The 15,849-nt window shown below is 32.7% G+C and carries 13 protein-coding genes and 1 tRNA gene; 10 read left to right on the top strand and 4 right to left on the bottom strand.

The genetic code is table 11. The features are described from left to right. Nucleotides 1-20 precede the first annotated feature (20 nt). From mraY to AX016_RS00545, 10 genes are all read left to right on the top strand, one after another. A complete protein-coding gene (gene mraY / locus AX016_RS00590; protein WP_100893746.1) occupies nt 21-1,244 on the top strand; it encodes a phospho-N-acetylmuramoyl-pentapeptide-transferase in 1,224 nt (407 codons plus the stop codon). Beyond that, nucleotides 1,245-2,579, top strand: a complete 1,335-nt coding sequence (murD, locus tag AX016_RS00585; RefSeq protein ID WP_100893745.1) for a UDP-N-acetylmuramoyl-L-alanine--D-glutamate ligase — start codon at nt 1,245-1,247, stop codon at nt 2,577-2,579. A gap of 19 nt (nt 2,580-2,598) precedes the next feature. Further along, a complete protein-coding gene (locus tag AX016_RS00580; protein WP_100893744.1) occupies nt 2,599-3,792 on the top strand; it encodes an FtsW/RodA/SpoVE family cell cycle protein in 1,194 nt (397 codons plus the stop codon). Then, complete coding sequence (gene murG, locus AX016_RS00575) at nt 3,779-4,870, top strand: undecaprenyldiphospho-muramoylpentapeptide beta-N-acetylglucosaminyltransferase (protein ID WP_100893743.1); 1,092 nt, start codon at nt 3,779-3,781, stop codon at nt 4,868-4,870. Before AX016_RS00580 ends, murG begins: the two co-directional genes overlap by 14 nt. Beyond that, the gene (murC, locus tag AX016_RS00570) at nt 4,867-6,213 is read left to right on the top strand and encodes a UDP-N-acetylmuramate--L-alanine ligase (protein WP_100893742.1); all 1,347 of its coding nucleotides are present in this window, start codon (nt 4,867-4,869) and stop codon (nt 6,211-6,213) included. The genes murG and murC overlap by 4 nt, the downstream gene beginning before the upstream one ends. Then, nucleotides 6,210-6,929, top strand: a complete 720-nt coding sequence (locus AX016_RS00565) for a cell division protein FtsQ/DivIB (protein ID WP_100893741.1) — start codon at nt 6,210-6,212, stop codon at nt 6,927-6,929. Before murC ends, AX016_RS00565 begins: the two co-directional genes overlap by 4 nt. A 3-nt stretch (nt 6,930-6,932) precedes the next feature. After that, nucleotides 6,933-8,291 carry a cell division protein FtsA gene (ftsA, locus tag AX016_RS00560; protein WP_100893740.1) on the top strand — a complete coding sequence of 453 codons (1,359 nt, stop codon included), beginning with the start codon at nt 6,933-6,935 and terminating at the stop codon, nt 8,289-8,291. Nucleotides 8,292-8,336: 45 nt separating this feature from the next. Then, complete coding sequence (ftsZ, locus tag AX016_RS00555) at nt 8,337-10,313, top strand: cell division protein FtsZ (RefSeq protein ID WP_100893739.1); 1,977 nt, start codon at nt 8,337-8,339, stop codon at nt 10,311-10,313. A 98-nt stretch (nt 10,314-10,411) separates the two neighbouring features. Then, entirely contained in the window at nt 10,412-10,861 is a 450-nt protein-coding gene (locus AX016_RS00550) for a GatB/YqeY domain-containing protein (protein ID WP_100893738.1), read from the top strand. 18 nt (nt 10,862-10,879) lie between these two features. Continuing rightward, nucleotides 10,880-10,953, top strand: a tRNA-Arg gene (locus AX016_RS00545). Between the two features lie 285 nt (nt 10,954-11,238). Here AX016_RS00545 and AX016_RS00540 read toward each other — a convergent pair. From AX016_RS00540 to AX016_RS00525, 4 genes are all read right to left on the bottom strand, one after another. Next, complete coding sequence (locus tag AX016_RS00540; protein ID WP_232732579.1) at nt 11,239-12,174, bottom strand: glycosyl hydrolase; 936 nt, start codon at nt 12,172-12,174, stop codon at nt 11,239-11,241. A gap of 385 nt (nt 12,175-12,559) precedes the next feature. Continuing rightward, on the bottom strand, nt 12,560-12,952 hold the full coding sequence (locus tag AX016_RS00535; RefSeq protein WP_100893737.1) for a hypothetical protein: 393 nt from the start codon (nt 12,950-12,952) through the stop codon (nt 12,560-12,562). A gap of 106 nt (nt 12,953-13,058) precedes the next feature. Further along, the gene (locus AX016_RS00530; protein WP_100893736.1) at nt 13,059-13,706 is read right to left on the bottom strand and encodes a response regulator; all 648 of its coding nucleotides are present in this window, start codon (nt 13,704-13,706) and stop codon (nt 13,059-13,061) included. Further along, complete coding sequence (locus AX016_RS00525; protein ID WP_100893735.1) at nt 13,693-15,684, bottom strand: tetratricopeptide repeat-containing sensor histidine kinase; 1,992 nt, start codon at nt 15,682-15,684, stop codon at nt 13,693-13,695. Before AX016_RS00525 ends, AX016_RS00530 begins: the two co-directional genes overlap by 14 nt. Nucleotides 15,685-15,849: the final 165 nt, after the last annotated feature.

Raw genomic sequence — 15,849 nt, 5'->3', positions numbered from 1 at the left:
AGTTACACAACAAACAATATATGTTATACTATTTATTCGAGTTTTTAGAGAAAGAGTATCAATTGCCTGGAGCAAGTCTGTTTCAGTTTATCACATTTAGGGCTGCAATGGCAATAATTGTGTCGTTGTTGATTGCTACTGTTTATGGTAAAAAAATTATTCTTTTTCTTCAAAAAAAGCAAATAGGAGAAACGGTTAGAGATTTAGGTTTAGACGGACAAAAGCAAAAAGCTGGTACGCCAACAATGGGTGGTTTAATTATTATACTAGCTACCTTAATTCCTGTTTTGTTGTTTGCTAAGTTAGATAATGTCTACATTTTATTGTTAATAGTAACAATGCTTTGGATGGGTGTTATTGGTTTTGTAGATGATTATATTAAAATATTTAAAAAAGATAAAGAAGGATTAAAAGGGAAATTTAAAATTCTTGGTCAGGTTGTGCTTGGTTTAATTGTAGGTTGTACGCTTTATTTTCATCCTGGCGTAACTATTAAAGAAAATGCAATAGCCGGTATAGCAACAAAAGGGTCTGTAGTGGCTCCTATTTCTGTGCCAGAAATTAAGTCAATGGCAACAACAGTTCCTTTGGTAAAAAATAATGAGTTAGACTATACAAGTCTAATTTCTTGGATGGGAGACGGAGCAGAAGATTATGCTTGGTTAATTTTTATTCCAATTGTAATTTTTATTGTAACTGCAGTATCTAACGGTGCAAACTTAACAGACGGTATAGATGGTTTAGCGGCTGGTACATCTGCAATAATAGTATTTACACTAGGTATTTTTGCCTGGGTTTCTGGTAACATTATATTTTCAGATTATTTAGATATAATGTTTATTCCAAAGTCCGGAGAAGTAGTGGTTTTTATTGCTGCTTTTGTAGGGGCTCTTATTGGGTTTTTATGGTATAACGCGTATCCTGCAAGTGTATTTATGGGAGATACTGGTAGTTTAACTATTGGTGGTGTTATTGCTGTAATAGCAATTATAATACGTAAGGAGTTAATTATTCCTGTATTATGCGGAATCTTCTTTGCGGAGTCACTTTCTGTAATGTTACAAGTAGGTTATTTTAAATACACTAAAAAAGTTTCTGGTGTGGGCAAGCGTATATTTCTAATGGCTCCCTTACATCATCATTACCAGAAAAAAGGATATCATGAGAGTAAAATAGTTACCCGTTTTTGGGTAGTAAGTATAATTCTTGCAATTATAACTTTTGTAACCTTAAAAGTAAGATAGGTGAAGAGGTTAGTAATTCTTGGTGGTGGAGAAAGTGGTGTTGGTACAGCGCTTTTAGGAATAAAAAAAGGGTACAATGTATTTGTGTCTGATAAAGGAAAAATTAAAGAAGAATATAAAAAAGTTCTTAAACATTTTGAGATAGACTGGGAAGAAGAACAGCATACAGAATCTAAAATTTTAAATGCAGATTTGGTAATGAAAAGTCCTGGTATACCAGACAAGGTAGCTCTTGTACAAAAATTATTGTCGCTACGTATTCCTGTAATTTCTGAGATAGAATTTGCAAGTAAATATACAGATGCCGTAATTATTGGTATAACGGGTAGTAATGGTAAAACTACCACTACAATGATGGTAAACCATATTTTAAAAGAAGAAGGTTTGCACGTTGGTATGGCTGGTAATATTGGTGATAGCTATGCTAAAATGGTGTCTGAAAATAACTTTGACTACTATGTGTTAGAGATTAGTAGTTTTCAATTAGACGGTATTGTAGATTTTAAACCACATATAGCCATTATAACTAACATTACGCCAGATCATTTAGATAGGTATAATTATGAGTTTGATAACTATATCGCATCAAAATTTAGAATTGCAGAGAACCAAACAAAAGAAGACTATTTAATTTATGATGCAGACGATGAAGTGCTTGTAAGTTGGCTAGAGAATCACCCAGTTAAATCAAAATTAATACCATTTTCAATAGAAAAACAAATTGAAGAAGGTGTTTGTTTAAAGAATGATAAAATACATATAACGACCCAAAATAATACAATAGAGATGGCAACAAACAACTTAGCTTTAGAAGGTAAACACAATTTAAAAAATACAATGGCAGCTTCAGCAGCTTCTAAATTAGTAAATATTAGAAAAGCTACTATTAGGGCTAGTATTGAGAACTTTCAGGGTGCATCGCATCGTTTAGAGAGTGTTTTAAAAATTGCTCACGTACATTATGTAAATGATTCTAAAGCAACTAATGTTAATGCAACATATTATGCATTAGAGAGTATGAAATCTGCTACAGTTTGGATTGTTGGTGGTGTAGATAAAGGAAATGATTATAAGTCGTTAATGCCATTGGTAAGAGAAAAAGTAAAAGCTATTATCTGTTTGGGTGTAGATAATTCTAAGATTATTGAAGAGTTTGGGAATGTTGTAGATTTAGTTGTTGAGACACAAAGAATGGATGAAGCTGTTAAAATGGCTTACAAAATTGGTCAACGTGGAGATACGGTATTGTTATCTCCTGCTTGTGCTAGTTTTGATTTGTTTGAGAATTACGAAGACAGAGGAAATCAATTTAAAGCAGCAGTAAAAAGTTTGTAAAAAATAAGTAATAAGTATAGTGTTAAGTTATTTTAAAAATATAAAAGGAGATAAGGCTATTTGGGGCATAGTTGCGCTATTGGCATTATTTTCGTTTTTGCCAGTTTACAGCGCAAGTAGTAATTTGGTGTATGTGGTTGGTAATGGTACGGCTGTAAGTCACCTTGTTAAGCACGCTTTTTTATTAATGCTTGGCTTTGGTATAATTTACGGCGTGCATAAAATACCAATGCACTTTTTTAAAGGCTTATCTATAATTGCTATGCCAATAGTATTGTTGCTTTTGGGGTATACGTTAGCTCAAGGAAAAACAATTGGTGGGGCAAATGCTAGTAGGTGGATAAACATTCCGTTTGTGGGCTTTTCGTTTCAGACATCTACATTAGCAGCAGTTGTGTTAATGATATATGTGGCGCGTTATTTAGCAAAAATTAAAGATAAAGTAGTTACTTTTAAAGAGAGTGTACTTCCGTTGTGGATTCCTGTTTTTTTGGTGATAGTTTTAATTTTACCAGCTAACTTTTCTACAGCAGCAATTATTTTTTTTATGGTACTTACTCTAACTTTTTTAGGTGGTTATCCTATTAAATATTTATTAGGAATCGTTGGTACGGGTATTGCTTGTTTGGCATTATTTATTTTGGTTGCAAAGGCAGTTCCGGATTTGTTTGAAAATAGAATAGATACTTGGGAGAATAGAATATCTAACTTTTTTAATGGCGAAGATACTAGTGAGGATTACCAAATAGAGCGTGCTAAAATTGCAATTGCATCTGGCGGTGTTCTTGGTAAAGGCTCTGGTAAAAGTGTTCAGAAAAACTTTTTACCACAAAGTTCTTCAGATTTTATTTATGCTATTATAGTAGAAGAATATGGTTTAGTTGGTGGCTTGGTGGTGATGTTTTTTTATCTGTTACTGTTATTTAGAATAGTTGTGGTAGCAAATGCTAACCCAAGTGTGTTTGGTAAGTTATTAGTGGTAGGTGTAGGCTTACCCATAGTTTTTCAGGCATTTATAAATATGGCTGTTGCGGTAGAGTTATTTCCTGTAACAGGACAAACATTACCGCTTATTAGTAGTGGTGGTACGTCTATCTGGATGACGTGTTTAGCAATAGGCATTGTGCTTAGTGCAAGTAATAAAAACCCAGTAAAAGAAAAAGAAGTTATAGATGAGTCTAACCCTTTAGATGTGTTAAGTGGACAATTATAAATTTATATTATCTGGAGGTGGCACAGGCGGACATATTTATCCGGCTATTGCAATAGCAAATGAGCTAAAGGAAATGTATCCTGATGCTGAATTTTTGTTTGTTGGTGCCAAAGACCGTATGGAGATGGAAAAGGTGCCACAGGCTGGGTACAAAATAGAAGGCCTTTGGATTTCTGGTTTTCAGCGTAAGCTAACATTTAAAAATATGTTGTTTCCGTTTAAGGTTATTAGTAGTTTGTTTAAGGCTAGGCAAATTATAAAAAAGTTTAAACCTAATGCAGTAGTTGGTACAGGAGGTTTTGCAAGCGGACCATTATTGCACGTTGCTGCGGGTAAAAATATTCCGTGTGTGTTGCAAGAGCAAAATTCTTATGCAGGTGTTACCAATAAATTATTAGCTGGTAAAGTGCAAAAAATTTGCGTTGCTTATGATGGTATGGATCGTTTTTTTTCTGCAGATAAAATTATAAAAACAGGAAATCCTGTTCGTAAAGATTTGGTAGAGATGAAGGTCTCTAAGCAAAAAGCTTTAGAGTTTTTTAAATTGAAAAAAGATAAGCCAGTATTGTTGGTTTTAGGTGGAAGCTTAGGGGCAAGAAGGGTAAATAAACTTATTAAAGAACAATTGCCTTTGTTTGCGTCTTTAGATGTTCAAGTAATTTGGCAATGTGGAAAGTTGTATTATGAGGAGTATAAAGAGTGTCAGAATGAACATGTTTTAGTGTTTGATTTTTTAAATAAAATGGATTTTGCTTATGCTGCTGCAGATGTTATTATATCTAGAGCTGGTGCAGGTTCTGTGTCCGAGTTAAGTATTGTTGGTAAGCCGGTTATTTTTATTCCGTCACCAAATGTTGCAGAGGATCATCAAACAAAAAATGCATTGGCATACGCAGATAAAAATGCAGCTATTTTGTTAAGAGAAAAAGAGTTAGATGCTAGTTTTAAAACTGTTTTTACGGATTTGTTTAACAATAAAGAAAAGCAAATAGAATTAGGAGAAAATATAAAAAAGCAAGCGTTGCCAAATGCAACTAAAAATATTGCTTTAGAAGTTAGTAAGTTATTAAAAAAATGAATTTAAAAGATATACATAGCGTTTACTTTTTGGGTATTGGTGGCATAGGAATGTCTGCCTTGGCTCGCTATTTTAAATTTATAGGTAAAGAAGTTGCTGGTTATGATAAAACAGAAACTCCATTAACCAAAGAACTTGCTGTATCTGGTATAGAAATTCATTATCAGGATAATGTAAGTCTTATACCAGAATATTATAAAAATATAAATAATACGCTGGTAGTGTATACACCTGCTTTGCCTAAAAATCACTTAGAGTTAAATTATTATGTAACTAATGGTTATGCGGTTAAAAAAAGGTCTGAGGTTTTAGGTATTATTACAAAAAATACTTTCTGTTTTGGGGTTGCTGGTACACACGGTAAAACTACAACATCTAGTATTTTAGCACATTTGTTATATGATTCAGGAACTCCAATTACTGCCTTTTTAGGTGGCATATCGGAGGATTTTAATAGCAATTTTTTATTAGAGGGAACAGATTATTCAGTTGTTGAAGCAGATGAGTTTGATAGGTCGTTTTTGCAACTATCTCCAAATGTTGCTTGCATTACCTCTATGGATGCAGATCACCTAGATATTTATGGTACAGGAGACGATTTAAAAGATGCTTTTGTTGCTTATGTAAACAGGTTAGAACCAGACGGAAAATTGTTTGTGCGTAACGGTTTGCCTTTAGATGGTATTACGTATGGTATAGATGATGATTCTGATTTTTGTATCACAGATATAGAAATAAAAAATGGCTCTTATATATTTAATATAAGAACACCAGATTCTGTTATAAACGGAGTAAAATTTAGCAAACCAGGAAGACATAATTTGTTAAACGGATTAGTTGCTTTTGCTATGGCTTTAGAAGCTGGTAAATCTCCAGATGTGGTTGCTGCTGCGTTGGGTACTTTTAAAGGTGTGCAGCGTAGGTTTTCATACCGTATTAAAAATGAAGATTTTGTTTTTATAGATGATTATGCGCATCATCCTACAGAAATAAATGCAGTGTATAATGCGGTGTCAGAAATGCATCCTAATAAAAAAACAGTAGCTGTTTTTCAGCCACACTTATTTTCTAGGACAAAAGATTTTATAGATGATTTTGCAACTAGTTTATCGCAATTTCAAAGTATTATTTTGTTAGATATTTATCCTGCAAGAGAAGAGCCAATAGAAGGAGTGACTTCTGAATGGTTGTTGAGTAAAATAAATAATCCGAATAAAAAAATCTGTTCTAAAAAAGAATTGATAAATGAGTTAAAAAATCAGAATCCAGAAGTTTTAGTAGCTATGGGAGCTGGAGATATTGGACAAGAGATTGATAAAATTAAAAACGCTTTTGTAATATGAAAGTAAATTGGAGCTACATAAAATTGGTGTTCTTATTACTCTTATTGCTAGGAGTATACGCTTTTACGGGTGTTAGGCATCAATCTAAAAAAATAGAAAAAACAACAGTTGAGTTTTTAGGCGAAGACAATTTGTTTATAACTCAGCAGATGGTTAATAAATTGTTAATACAAAATTTAGGAAGCCTTACAAACGTGCCAAAAGATGCGCTAGTTTTGAATAAAGTAGAAAAGGTTTTAGAAGCCAATAAAATGGTGAAGAGTGCTCAAGTTTATCTTACTGTAAATGGGGAACTTACATCTAAAATTGTACAACGTAAACCAATAGGGCGTATTCAAGGAAATTCAAATTTTTATTTGGATGACGAGGGTAAGCGTATGCCTTTATCTAATAACCACTCTGCAAGGGTGCCAATTATTACTGGTAAAATTACAGATGATAGTCTTCAAAATTGCTTTGCTTTTTTGAATTTTGTTAATGCCGATGATTTTTTAAAGAAAAACATTATTGGTATTCATATTGCAAAGGACAATGATTTTCAGCTTAAGCTTAGGTTAGAGGATTATGTGGTTAGTTTAGGGAAGGTAGAAAATTTAAAAGCTAAGTTTAATAATTACAAGGCTTTTTATAGTAAAGCAACAAAAGATAAAGCTTTAAATAATTATAAAGCTGTTAGTTTAGAGTACAATAATCAAGTAGTGTGTACCAAAATTTAAGTTATGGAGCCAGGTAAATATTCAGTAGGGTTAGACATAGGGACAACAAAAATTGTAGCCATAATTGGTAAGGAGAACGAATACGGTAAAATTGAAGTTTTAGGTATTGGTAAATCTAAAAGCCTTGGTGTGCACAGAGGTGTAGTAAACAATATTACGCAAACTATAAAATCTATACAGCAAGCTGTAGAAGAGGCAGAGGCAACTTCTGGTTTAAAAATAAGCTCTGTTGTTGTTGGTATTGCTGGTCAGCACATACGTAGTTTGCAGCATAGTGATTATATAACAAGGCCAGACTCTGAGCAAGTTATTAATGAAGATGATGTAGATATACTTGTAAACCAAGTTTACAAATTAATTATGCTTCCTGGAGAAGAAATTATTCATGTGTTACCACAAGAATATAAAGTAGACGGACAAGCAGAAATTAAGGAGCCAATTGGTATGTATGGTGGTAGGCTAGAGGCTAACTTTCATGTAGTTGTTGGTCAAGTATCATCTATAAAAAATGTGGGTAGGTGTATTAAAAGTGCTGGTTTAGATTTAGGCAGTATTACATTAGAGCCATTAGCATCTGCAAACGCAGTGTTAAGTCAAGAAGAAAAAGAAGCTGGTATTGCATTAATAGATATAGGAGGCGGTACAACAGACGTTGCCATTTTTAAAGATGGTATTATTAGACATACTGCTGTAATTCCTTTTGGAGGAAATGTTATAACAGAAGATATAAAAGAAGGTTGCTCTATTATAGAAAAGCAAGCCGAACTATTAAAAATTAAGTTTGGATCTGCTTGGCCAGGAGAAAATAAGGATAATGAAATAGTTTCTATACCAGGATTAAGAGGTAGAGAGCCTAAAGAAATTACACTTAAAAACCTTTCTAAAATAATACATGCTCGTGTTGTAGAGATCATAGAGCAGGTATATATGGAGATTAAAAATTACGGTCATGAAGACCAAAAGAAGAAGCTAATTGGTGGTATTGTTTTAACGGGTGGTGGTAGCCAGTTAAAACACTTAAAGCAATTGGTAGAGTATATTACGGGTATGGATACCAGAATAGGTTACCCTAATGAGCATTTAGCAGGAGATTCTACTCAAGATATAGCAAGTCCGCTATACGCAACAGGAGTAGGTTTATTAATGAATGCTATAGAAACTAATGCTAAAAACAAAGAAATAGCATTAGAGGAAGCTCAAGCAGAAAAAGAAATAGCAGTAGAAAATAATCAGGAAGAAGACGGTTTCCAAACTGAAGAACCAAATGCCACATCAACCAAAAAAGAAGTGAAACCAGAACGAAAATCCATTTTTGAAAAATGGTCTGATAAGTTGAAAGACTTTTTAGATAATGCGGAGTAACGCATAAGTTGAAAATTGAAAAAAATAACTCAGTAAAATAACAGTATGAGCAAGAACACTGAATTAGAAAGTAATATCTCTTTTGATTTGCCTAAAAATCAAAGTAACGTAATAAAAGTCATTGGTGTTGGTGGCGGTGGTAGTAACGCAATAAATCACATGTTCCAGGCCGGAATAAATGGTGTAGATTTTATTGTTTGTAATACAGACTCACAAGCATTAGAAAACAGTACGGTTCCTAACAAAATAAGATTAGGGGTTACATTAACAGAAGGTTTGGGCGCAGGTGCAAATCCAGAAGTTGGTGAACAAGCTGCTATAGAAAGTATGGAAGACATAAAAAATATGTTAGATTCCAATACAAAAATGGTGTTTATTACTGCTGGTATGGGCGGTGGTACCGGTACAGGTGCTGCTCCAATAATAGCAAAACAAGCAAAAGGTATGGATATCCTTACAGTGGGTATTGTAACAATGCCTTTTCAGTTCGAAGGAAAAATGAGATGCCAGCAAGCTCAGACTGGTATAGAAAAGCTTCGTGCTAATGTAGACTCATTAATTGTTATAAATAATAATAAACTTAGAGAAGTATACGGTAATTTAGGCTTTAAAGCTGGTTTCTCTAAGGCAGATGAAGTATTAGCAACAGCTGCACGTGGTATTGCAGAAGTTATAACACATCACTACACACAAAACATAGATTTACGTGACGCTAAAACAGTACTATCTAACAGTGGTACTGCAATAATGGGTTCTGCAAATGCATCTGGTTCGTCTAGAGCACAAGAAGCTATTATGAAAGCATTAGATTCACCATTATTAAATGATAATAAAATTGCTGGTGCTAAAAACGTATTGTTATTAATAGTTTCCGGTGCTCAGGAAATTACTATTGATGAGATAGGGGAAATTAACGACCACATACAAACAGAGGCTGGTCATGGAGCTAACATTATTATGGGTGTTGGTGAAGATGAAAACTTAGGAGACGCTATTGCGGTAACTGTTATTGCTACGGGTTTTAATGTAGATCAGCAAGATGATATTGTAAATACAGAATCTAAAAAAATAATTCACACTCTAGAAGACGAGCAAAAAGCAACGCATAATTTAACGCCTGCTGCAGCTAATGTTGTATACGATGTTGTAGAGCCAGAAACTAGTCCTGTTAAAACAGAAGTTACACCTGCAGAGCCAGAAGTAATAAAGCATACTTTATTTGAGGAAGAAAAGCCAGAAATGGATTTGATACCAACAACAAATTTTATAAAAAACTTTAATGTGTTTTATGATGAAGTAGTTGCTGATGCTCCAAAAGAAGAAGACTTTGTTATAGTAGATGTTAGAGATTTTGATGTTGTAGATGCTGAAGAGGTAAAGGTTGTACAGGAAGAAGATCAGTTTGCATTTAGTTTTGATATTCCTAAAAAGGAGCAGAAAGTAGAAGAAGATGAACAAGAACATACAATTACCTTTAGTTTAGATGAAGAGGTAAATGATATGGACGTTAAAGACCATGTAGAAGTTGTTCCTGTATTAGAATACAATAAAGAAGGTGAAAAAAGATATAGTTTAGATGACTATATGGAGCTAGAAAAAGAACTTACAGGTGCTAAGTCTAAAGCTGAAAAATTTGAGCCTAAAATTGTTGATCAAGAATTAGCTTTTGAGAAGAAAACAGTAGCTCCAAAAGCAACTCAAGCTCCAACGCCTAAACCTGCACCAGCTGCTGAGCCAGAAGAAAGACAAGTAGAGGTAGATCCTATGAATACGCCAATTGAAGATTTGCTAAAAAACAGAGCAGATGAGCGTAGAAGAAAGTTAAAAGACTTTAACCATAAGTTTAAAAACAACATTAACACAGCAAGTGATATGGAAAATAAGCCAGCTTATTTACGCCAAGGTGTTAATTTAAATGATAGTAACCCAGAAAATAGAATTTCAAGAACCACTTTAAGTGAAGACGGAGAAGATATCCAATTACGTTCTAACAATTCTTTTTTGCATGATAATGTAGATTAGTGTAGTTTTTAAACTATATAATTTAGTGTATAAACCCGAAAGCAGTAATTGTTTTCGGGTTTATTTTTTTATCTTCGTGTTCCTAAAAATTATAAATTATGAGCTTACAACAAGATGTAATGACGGCAATGAAAACAGCTATGAAAGCTAAAGATAGCGTTGCTTTAGAGTCATTAAGAGCTATAAAATCTGTTTTGCTAATGGCACAAACAGAGTCAGGTGCAAAAACTGAGTTGAGTGAAGAAGAGGAAATAAAAATTATACAAAAACTTGTAAAACAACGTAAAGATAGTGCTGCTATTTATACAGAGCAAGGAAGAGAAGATTTAGCTGCTCCAGAATTAGCACAGGCAGAGGTTATAGGGCAGTTTTTGCCTGAACAAATGTCTGAGGGTGATATTGCTAAAGTTGTTGAAGATGTAATAGCTAAAACAGGTGCAGATGGTATGAAAGATATGGGTAAGGTAATGGGTATGGTATCTTCTCAATTAGCAGGTAAAGCAGATGGTAAAACAATTTCTACTATAGTAAAAAATAAATTAGCTTAATTTTTTATAAGCTGATAAGGCCCCGTGGCGCAACTGAATAGCGCATCAGATTTCGGCTCTGAGGGTTGGGGGTTTGAATCCCTCCGGGGTCACGAATAAACAAAGAATCCAAAATTAAAAAATCAAGTTTACTTGCTTTTTTAATTTTGGATTCTTTGTTTTCAAAGCGGAGCTTTTAGGGATCAACAAGCAAAGCGCAGTTTATCTTTATTCGTGAAATTTATAAATGTTTACTTGCTTTTTTAATTTTGGATTCTTTGTTTTCAAAGCGGAGCTTTTAGGGATCAACAAGCAAAGCGCAGTTCATCCTTATTCGTGAAATTTGTTAGTAAAAGCTAGTTTTCAATTGACTTATACTTTTTTTAATAGCCTTAAAGTTATTTGTTGATTAATTTAAAAGTACGTATGTAATCTACGTAGCACGTTCTATCTTTTAAATTAGCGCTTGCAACTTTACCTCCATCTGCAGGAATAGGATTCCAATCGTAACTCTCTATAGAGAATTGTAAATACATTTGTTGATTAAAAGGAACAGGAGGCGTTAAAGTGTATTGTTCTTTTCCATCTAGAAAAAAAACAAGTTCTGTAGCACTTTTCCACCAAAAACCATAAACATAATATCTTTCATGATTTTTAGTAGTTGTCGTTACCGCTCCTTGAGCTCTTTTTGAATCCTTCTGGCATTTATTTTCTCTACGAATAGCGTTAGAATGGTAAATTTTATCCCATTTTGCTTTTCTTGCCCATTCTGCGGTTAAGGGCGTAAGGACCCCTACAGACTCTGTAATGTCAATTTCATGTTTTTTATTACAATTATTGTTATAACCCATTAGCCAAAAGCCGCCACCCATTTCTGTCTTGCTCATTTTCATTCTACATTCATAGTAGTTTCCTACTGTAGAGGTTATTTTAGAACGTAAAATACCTCCATAATAGGTATAAGTTAAAGGTTTTCCATAAGGACTAATTGTTTTTGGTTCTCCAAGTTTTCCTACTTCAATAGTCATTTTACCTTTATTTGCTTTTATTCTTTTGGATTGGAATAAAGCTGGTAAACGACCAGGCCATTTTAAGTGAGGATGAGCATTAGGGTCTGTATACCATTTTTTTGAGTTTATTTTGTTATCACTAAACTCATCGGTTAATTTGTAAACAGTTTTCCATTTTTTTCCATTTGGTGTAGGATTTGTTCCAATAAAGTATGGTTTTTTTTCAACTTTTTGGTTAGTTATTGCAGTGCTATTGATTTCTTCAATGTCTGAACTTTTATCGACACTGCACGATATAATCGCTATTAGAACAAATAAATACAAATACTTCTTTTGTTTTTTTAACATAACTTCTGTTTTTATAGTAGGATTTAGATTACAGTGAAATTATGTTTTTATTTTGAAACAAAAAATTAAATATTAGTTTTTTAGTAGAACATATTAACAAAGCGATGGATATTTATCGCAAAAAAACTTTTTATTTAGTTGTTCGCTGTTGATTTTTTAAAAAATAGAGGTTTATAGTAATGTATTAAGTAGTAGCTACTTAACTATTAATTAAACAATAGAAAATTAAGTTTACTTGTGTTTTAATTTTGGATTCTTTGTTTTCAAAGCGGAGCTTTTAGGGATCTACAAGTATTTTTTATTTTAGAATAACAAAAGCCACGCAAATAGCATGGCTTTTTAGTAGATGTGTAGTGTAATATTATGACTTAGCTAAATCGTTACTGTGATTAACCTCAAAATAGTTTTGTACATTTTCCATAATATGAGATTCTTTCAGGGTAGAATTTGCTGTTTTATATTCTTGATCAATTAATTGTTTTGCAGGAAATGATTCACAATGTATTTCTTCGCCTTTTAAATTGGTAGTTTTTACAGTTGCTGTACCATTTAATAAAGATTTTCCTGTTACCATGATAAAAGAACGTTCTTCATCTGCAGCAGAAATGCCTGTTCTTATTTTTGTGTTTTCAATAATAATGTCCGACTTAATTTGCGTGTTAGCTAGACCTTGTTCTGTAGTTTTTTTATCATTACTACAAGATAAAAATAATGCTGCTGTTGCTAATACTGATACAAATAATTTAGTTTTCATAATTGAGTGCTTTTTTAAATACACTACAAAGATGAAGTTATTGCAGGCCTAAGAATACGCCTGAATTAGTGAAAATGAATACCCTGAAAACAGGGGTAGAGCAGCTTTAATCGTCTAGAAGTCCCATTTTTATTGCGTGTTTGGTTAAGCCAGCTAAATTTTTCACATTTAACTTAGAAATTAAATTTTTACGATAACTTTCTATTGTGTGCTTGCTTAAAAACAATTCGTCTGCAATTTCTTGTGTAGTGTATTCCTCAGCAATAAGTTTTAAAACCTCTTTTTCTCTATTTGTTAAAGAAACCTCTTTTTCTTTTTTGCTTGCAAACATTGCATCAGTGTAAGCTTTTTTTATTTCTGTAGAAAAATATTTTTCTCCGCCAATTATAGTTCTAATGGCTTCTAATAATTCATCTTTTTCAGCATTTTTGGGTACATAGCCATCTACATTGCCTCTAATTAGTGTGTCTATCATACCGCCATCTATATGCATACTAACAACTAGTGTTTTTAAACCAGGGAAGCGTTCTTTTACTATAGTGTTTAATTCTATACCATTCATTTCTGGCATAGTTAAATCTGTCACTAATAAATGAATGTCATCAGCACCATTTATGTCTAAATACTTTACTACTTGCGCACCATTTTTAGCGGTTGTAGTAATATTAAACTCAGGAGCATCTTCTAAAATACTCGTAAGTCCGTCTATAAACATTTTATGGTCGTCTGCAATAATTAGGTTATAAGTTGTCATTGGTTGTGTTTTTTATTGGTATTTCTATAGATATTACTGTTCCTCTGTTTACAGCAGAATCTATGTGTAAGGTACCGTTTAGTTTTTCTATTCTACTTTTAATATTTGTAAACCCAATACCGTCTCCATTATTTTCTTTGTTAAAACCTTTACCGTTGTCTTCAAAAAGTAAGGTAATGCTATCTTCAAAGTAATTTAGATGTATATCTGTATTAGATGCTTTGGCGTGTTTAAGAGTGTTTGTCATTAATTCTTGAATAATTTTAAACAACTCCATTTTTACCATTTCATTAATGGTGTTTATTTTTTCTTCTGGGTGCGGATAAAACTCTACATTAAGTTCGCCTGTGTTGGTGATAGATTTTGTGTATTCTTTTATGAGCTGCGTAAAATCGTCTTGTCTAAACTTTTTAGGGATTAGTGTGTGAGATATGTCTCTAACCAATTGGTAGGTTTCATCTAATTGTCCTGTAATTGTATTTAAAGTTTCTGTTTTTTCTTTAACACTTGCCAATTGTAATTTTATGCCAGCTAAATTACCGCCAATACTGTCGTGCAATTCTTGAGCTATACGTTTACGCTCTTCATCTTGACCTTCAATGGAGGCTTTAATAAGTTTTAATTCTTGCTCTTGTTTAAGTGTGGTAACCTTTTGGTTATTTATTTCTTCGTTCTTTTTAGCAAGCTCACTTTGTGCTTGTATTTTTTGATAGTATGTATAGAGTAAAGCAATAACGGGAATAAGAATAACTAAAAAACCAATTAAAAATGCAGATTTAATTGTTTTTTGACGGTCTAGTTCTGCTTCTTGCTTAATTTGATCTTCTTTTAAGTCAGATATAGCTTGTTCTTTTTTTAATGTTTCGTACTGTATCTCTAGTTCTTTTATAATTTCTCTTTGTTGCTTTGCTTTTATCTGGTTTAAGACACTAAAAAGCTGTGTCATAACAGCATAAGCATTTTTATAATCTTCTTGTTTGTAATAACTTTTTGCCTGTACAGTTAAAATTTGTTTTTGAAACTCTAAATTTTCGTGATCAATTGCATTTACATAGGCTGTTGTAAGTCCTATGTTTGCAATATCATAATATCCTTGTTTATAGTATACTTTTGCAATTAATAGTGCGCCTTCATAATAAATAGCGTTGTAATCATTAGCTTTTGCTTCATTACTAATTTCTGCGTAATATTTTAATGCGTATGGATAATCTTTTTTTATCTCTAGGAATTTAGTGAGTTGAAGTCTTACTTCTAGCTCAACTTCTAAATCTTTAAATTGTTTTGCTAGTTCTAATGAAGAATTGTAGTACTCTTCTGCTTTAGTGTAATCTTGTTTTTTTGCATATGCATTACCTAATTGCATAAGCGCTTTATTGGTAACCTTAGAATGTTGTTTGCCGTATTTGTCTATAGACTCTGTTAGTAAATCTATGGCTTTGTCTGTCTTGTCTTGAGTTATGTAGTTTTTTGCTAAACTTACTTTATGTAAATATAAAAACTCAGTATCGTTAATGGCTTCTGCTTCTTGTAGTCCTTTTATGTTCCACTCAATAGATTTGTCTATTAATCCGTTTAAAGAACTACCAAGAGACATAAAATAATAAGCCTTTGCGTAAAGGTATTTCTTCTCTTTTTCGGGTTTATCCCAATTGCCTAGTTCTTGTACATATAGGTTTCCGTAATGTAGTACAGAGTCTGTATTTGCTTTATAAGCGTGTTTTTCTATAAGTTGATCAAAGACTGAAAAACGTTGCGCTCCAAACTCAGCAGTTTTTAAAGCATCATAGTATGGTTTAAGGGTTTCGTCTAATTGAATTTGAGACCAAGAAAAAGAAAAAAATGGAGTTTCATCTTTTTCAGTTTTTGTACTGTCTATTTCTTGTGCACTAACTAATTGAAAAACACTTACTAAAAGTAGAATTAGAGTTGTTTTTAATTTGTGAAAAAATGTACTGTATGTTGGTTTGGTTAAAGTCAAAAAAATAATAATTGTTTAATTAATTATGCTAATTTGGGTTGTGTTTGTATACAGGTTACCTGATTGGTTTGCTAATTTAAACGCTGTTTACAAAGTTGGCTTTTATATAGCTTTTTACAACCCCGCAAGTTAGTGAAATGTATATCCCTGAAAACAGGGTGTAAT

It is taken from the genome of Cellulophaga sp. RHA19, from assembly GCF_002813425.1.
In the GTDB taxonomy this organism is placed as follows: domain Bacteria; phylum Bacteroidota; class Bacteroidia; order Flavobacteriales; family Flavobacteriaceae; genus Cellulophaga.
This window is presented reverse-complemented; position numbering and strand designations above follow the sequence as displayed.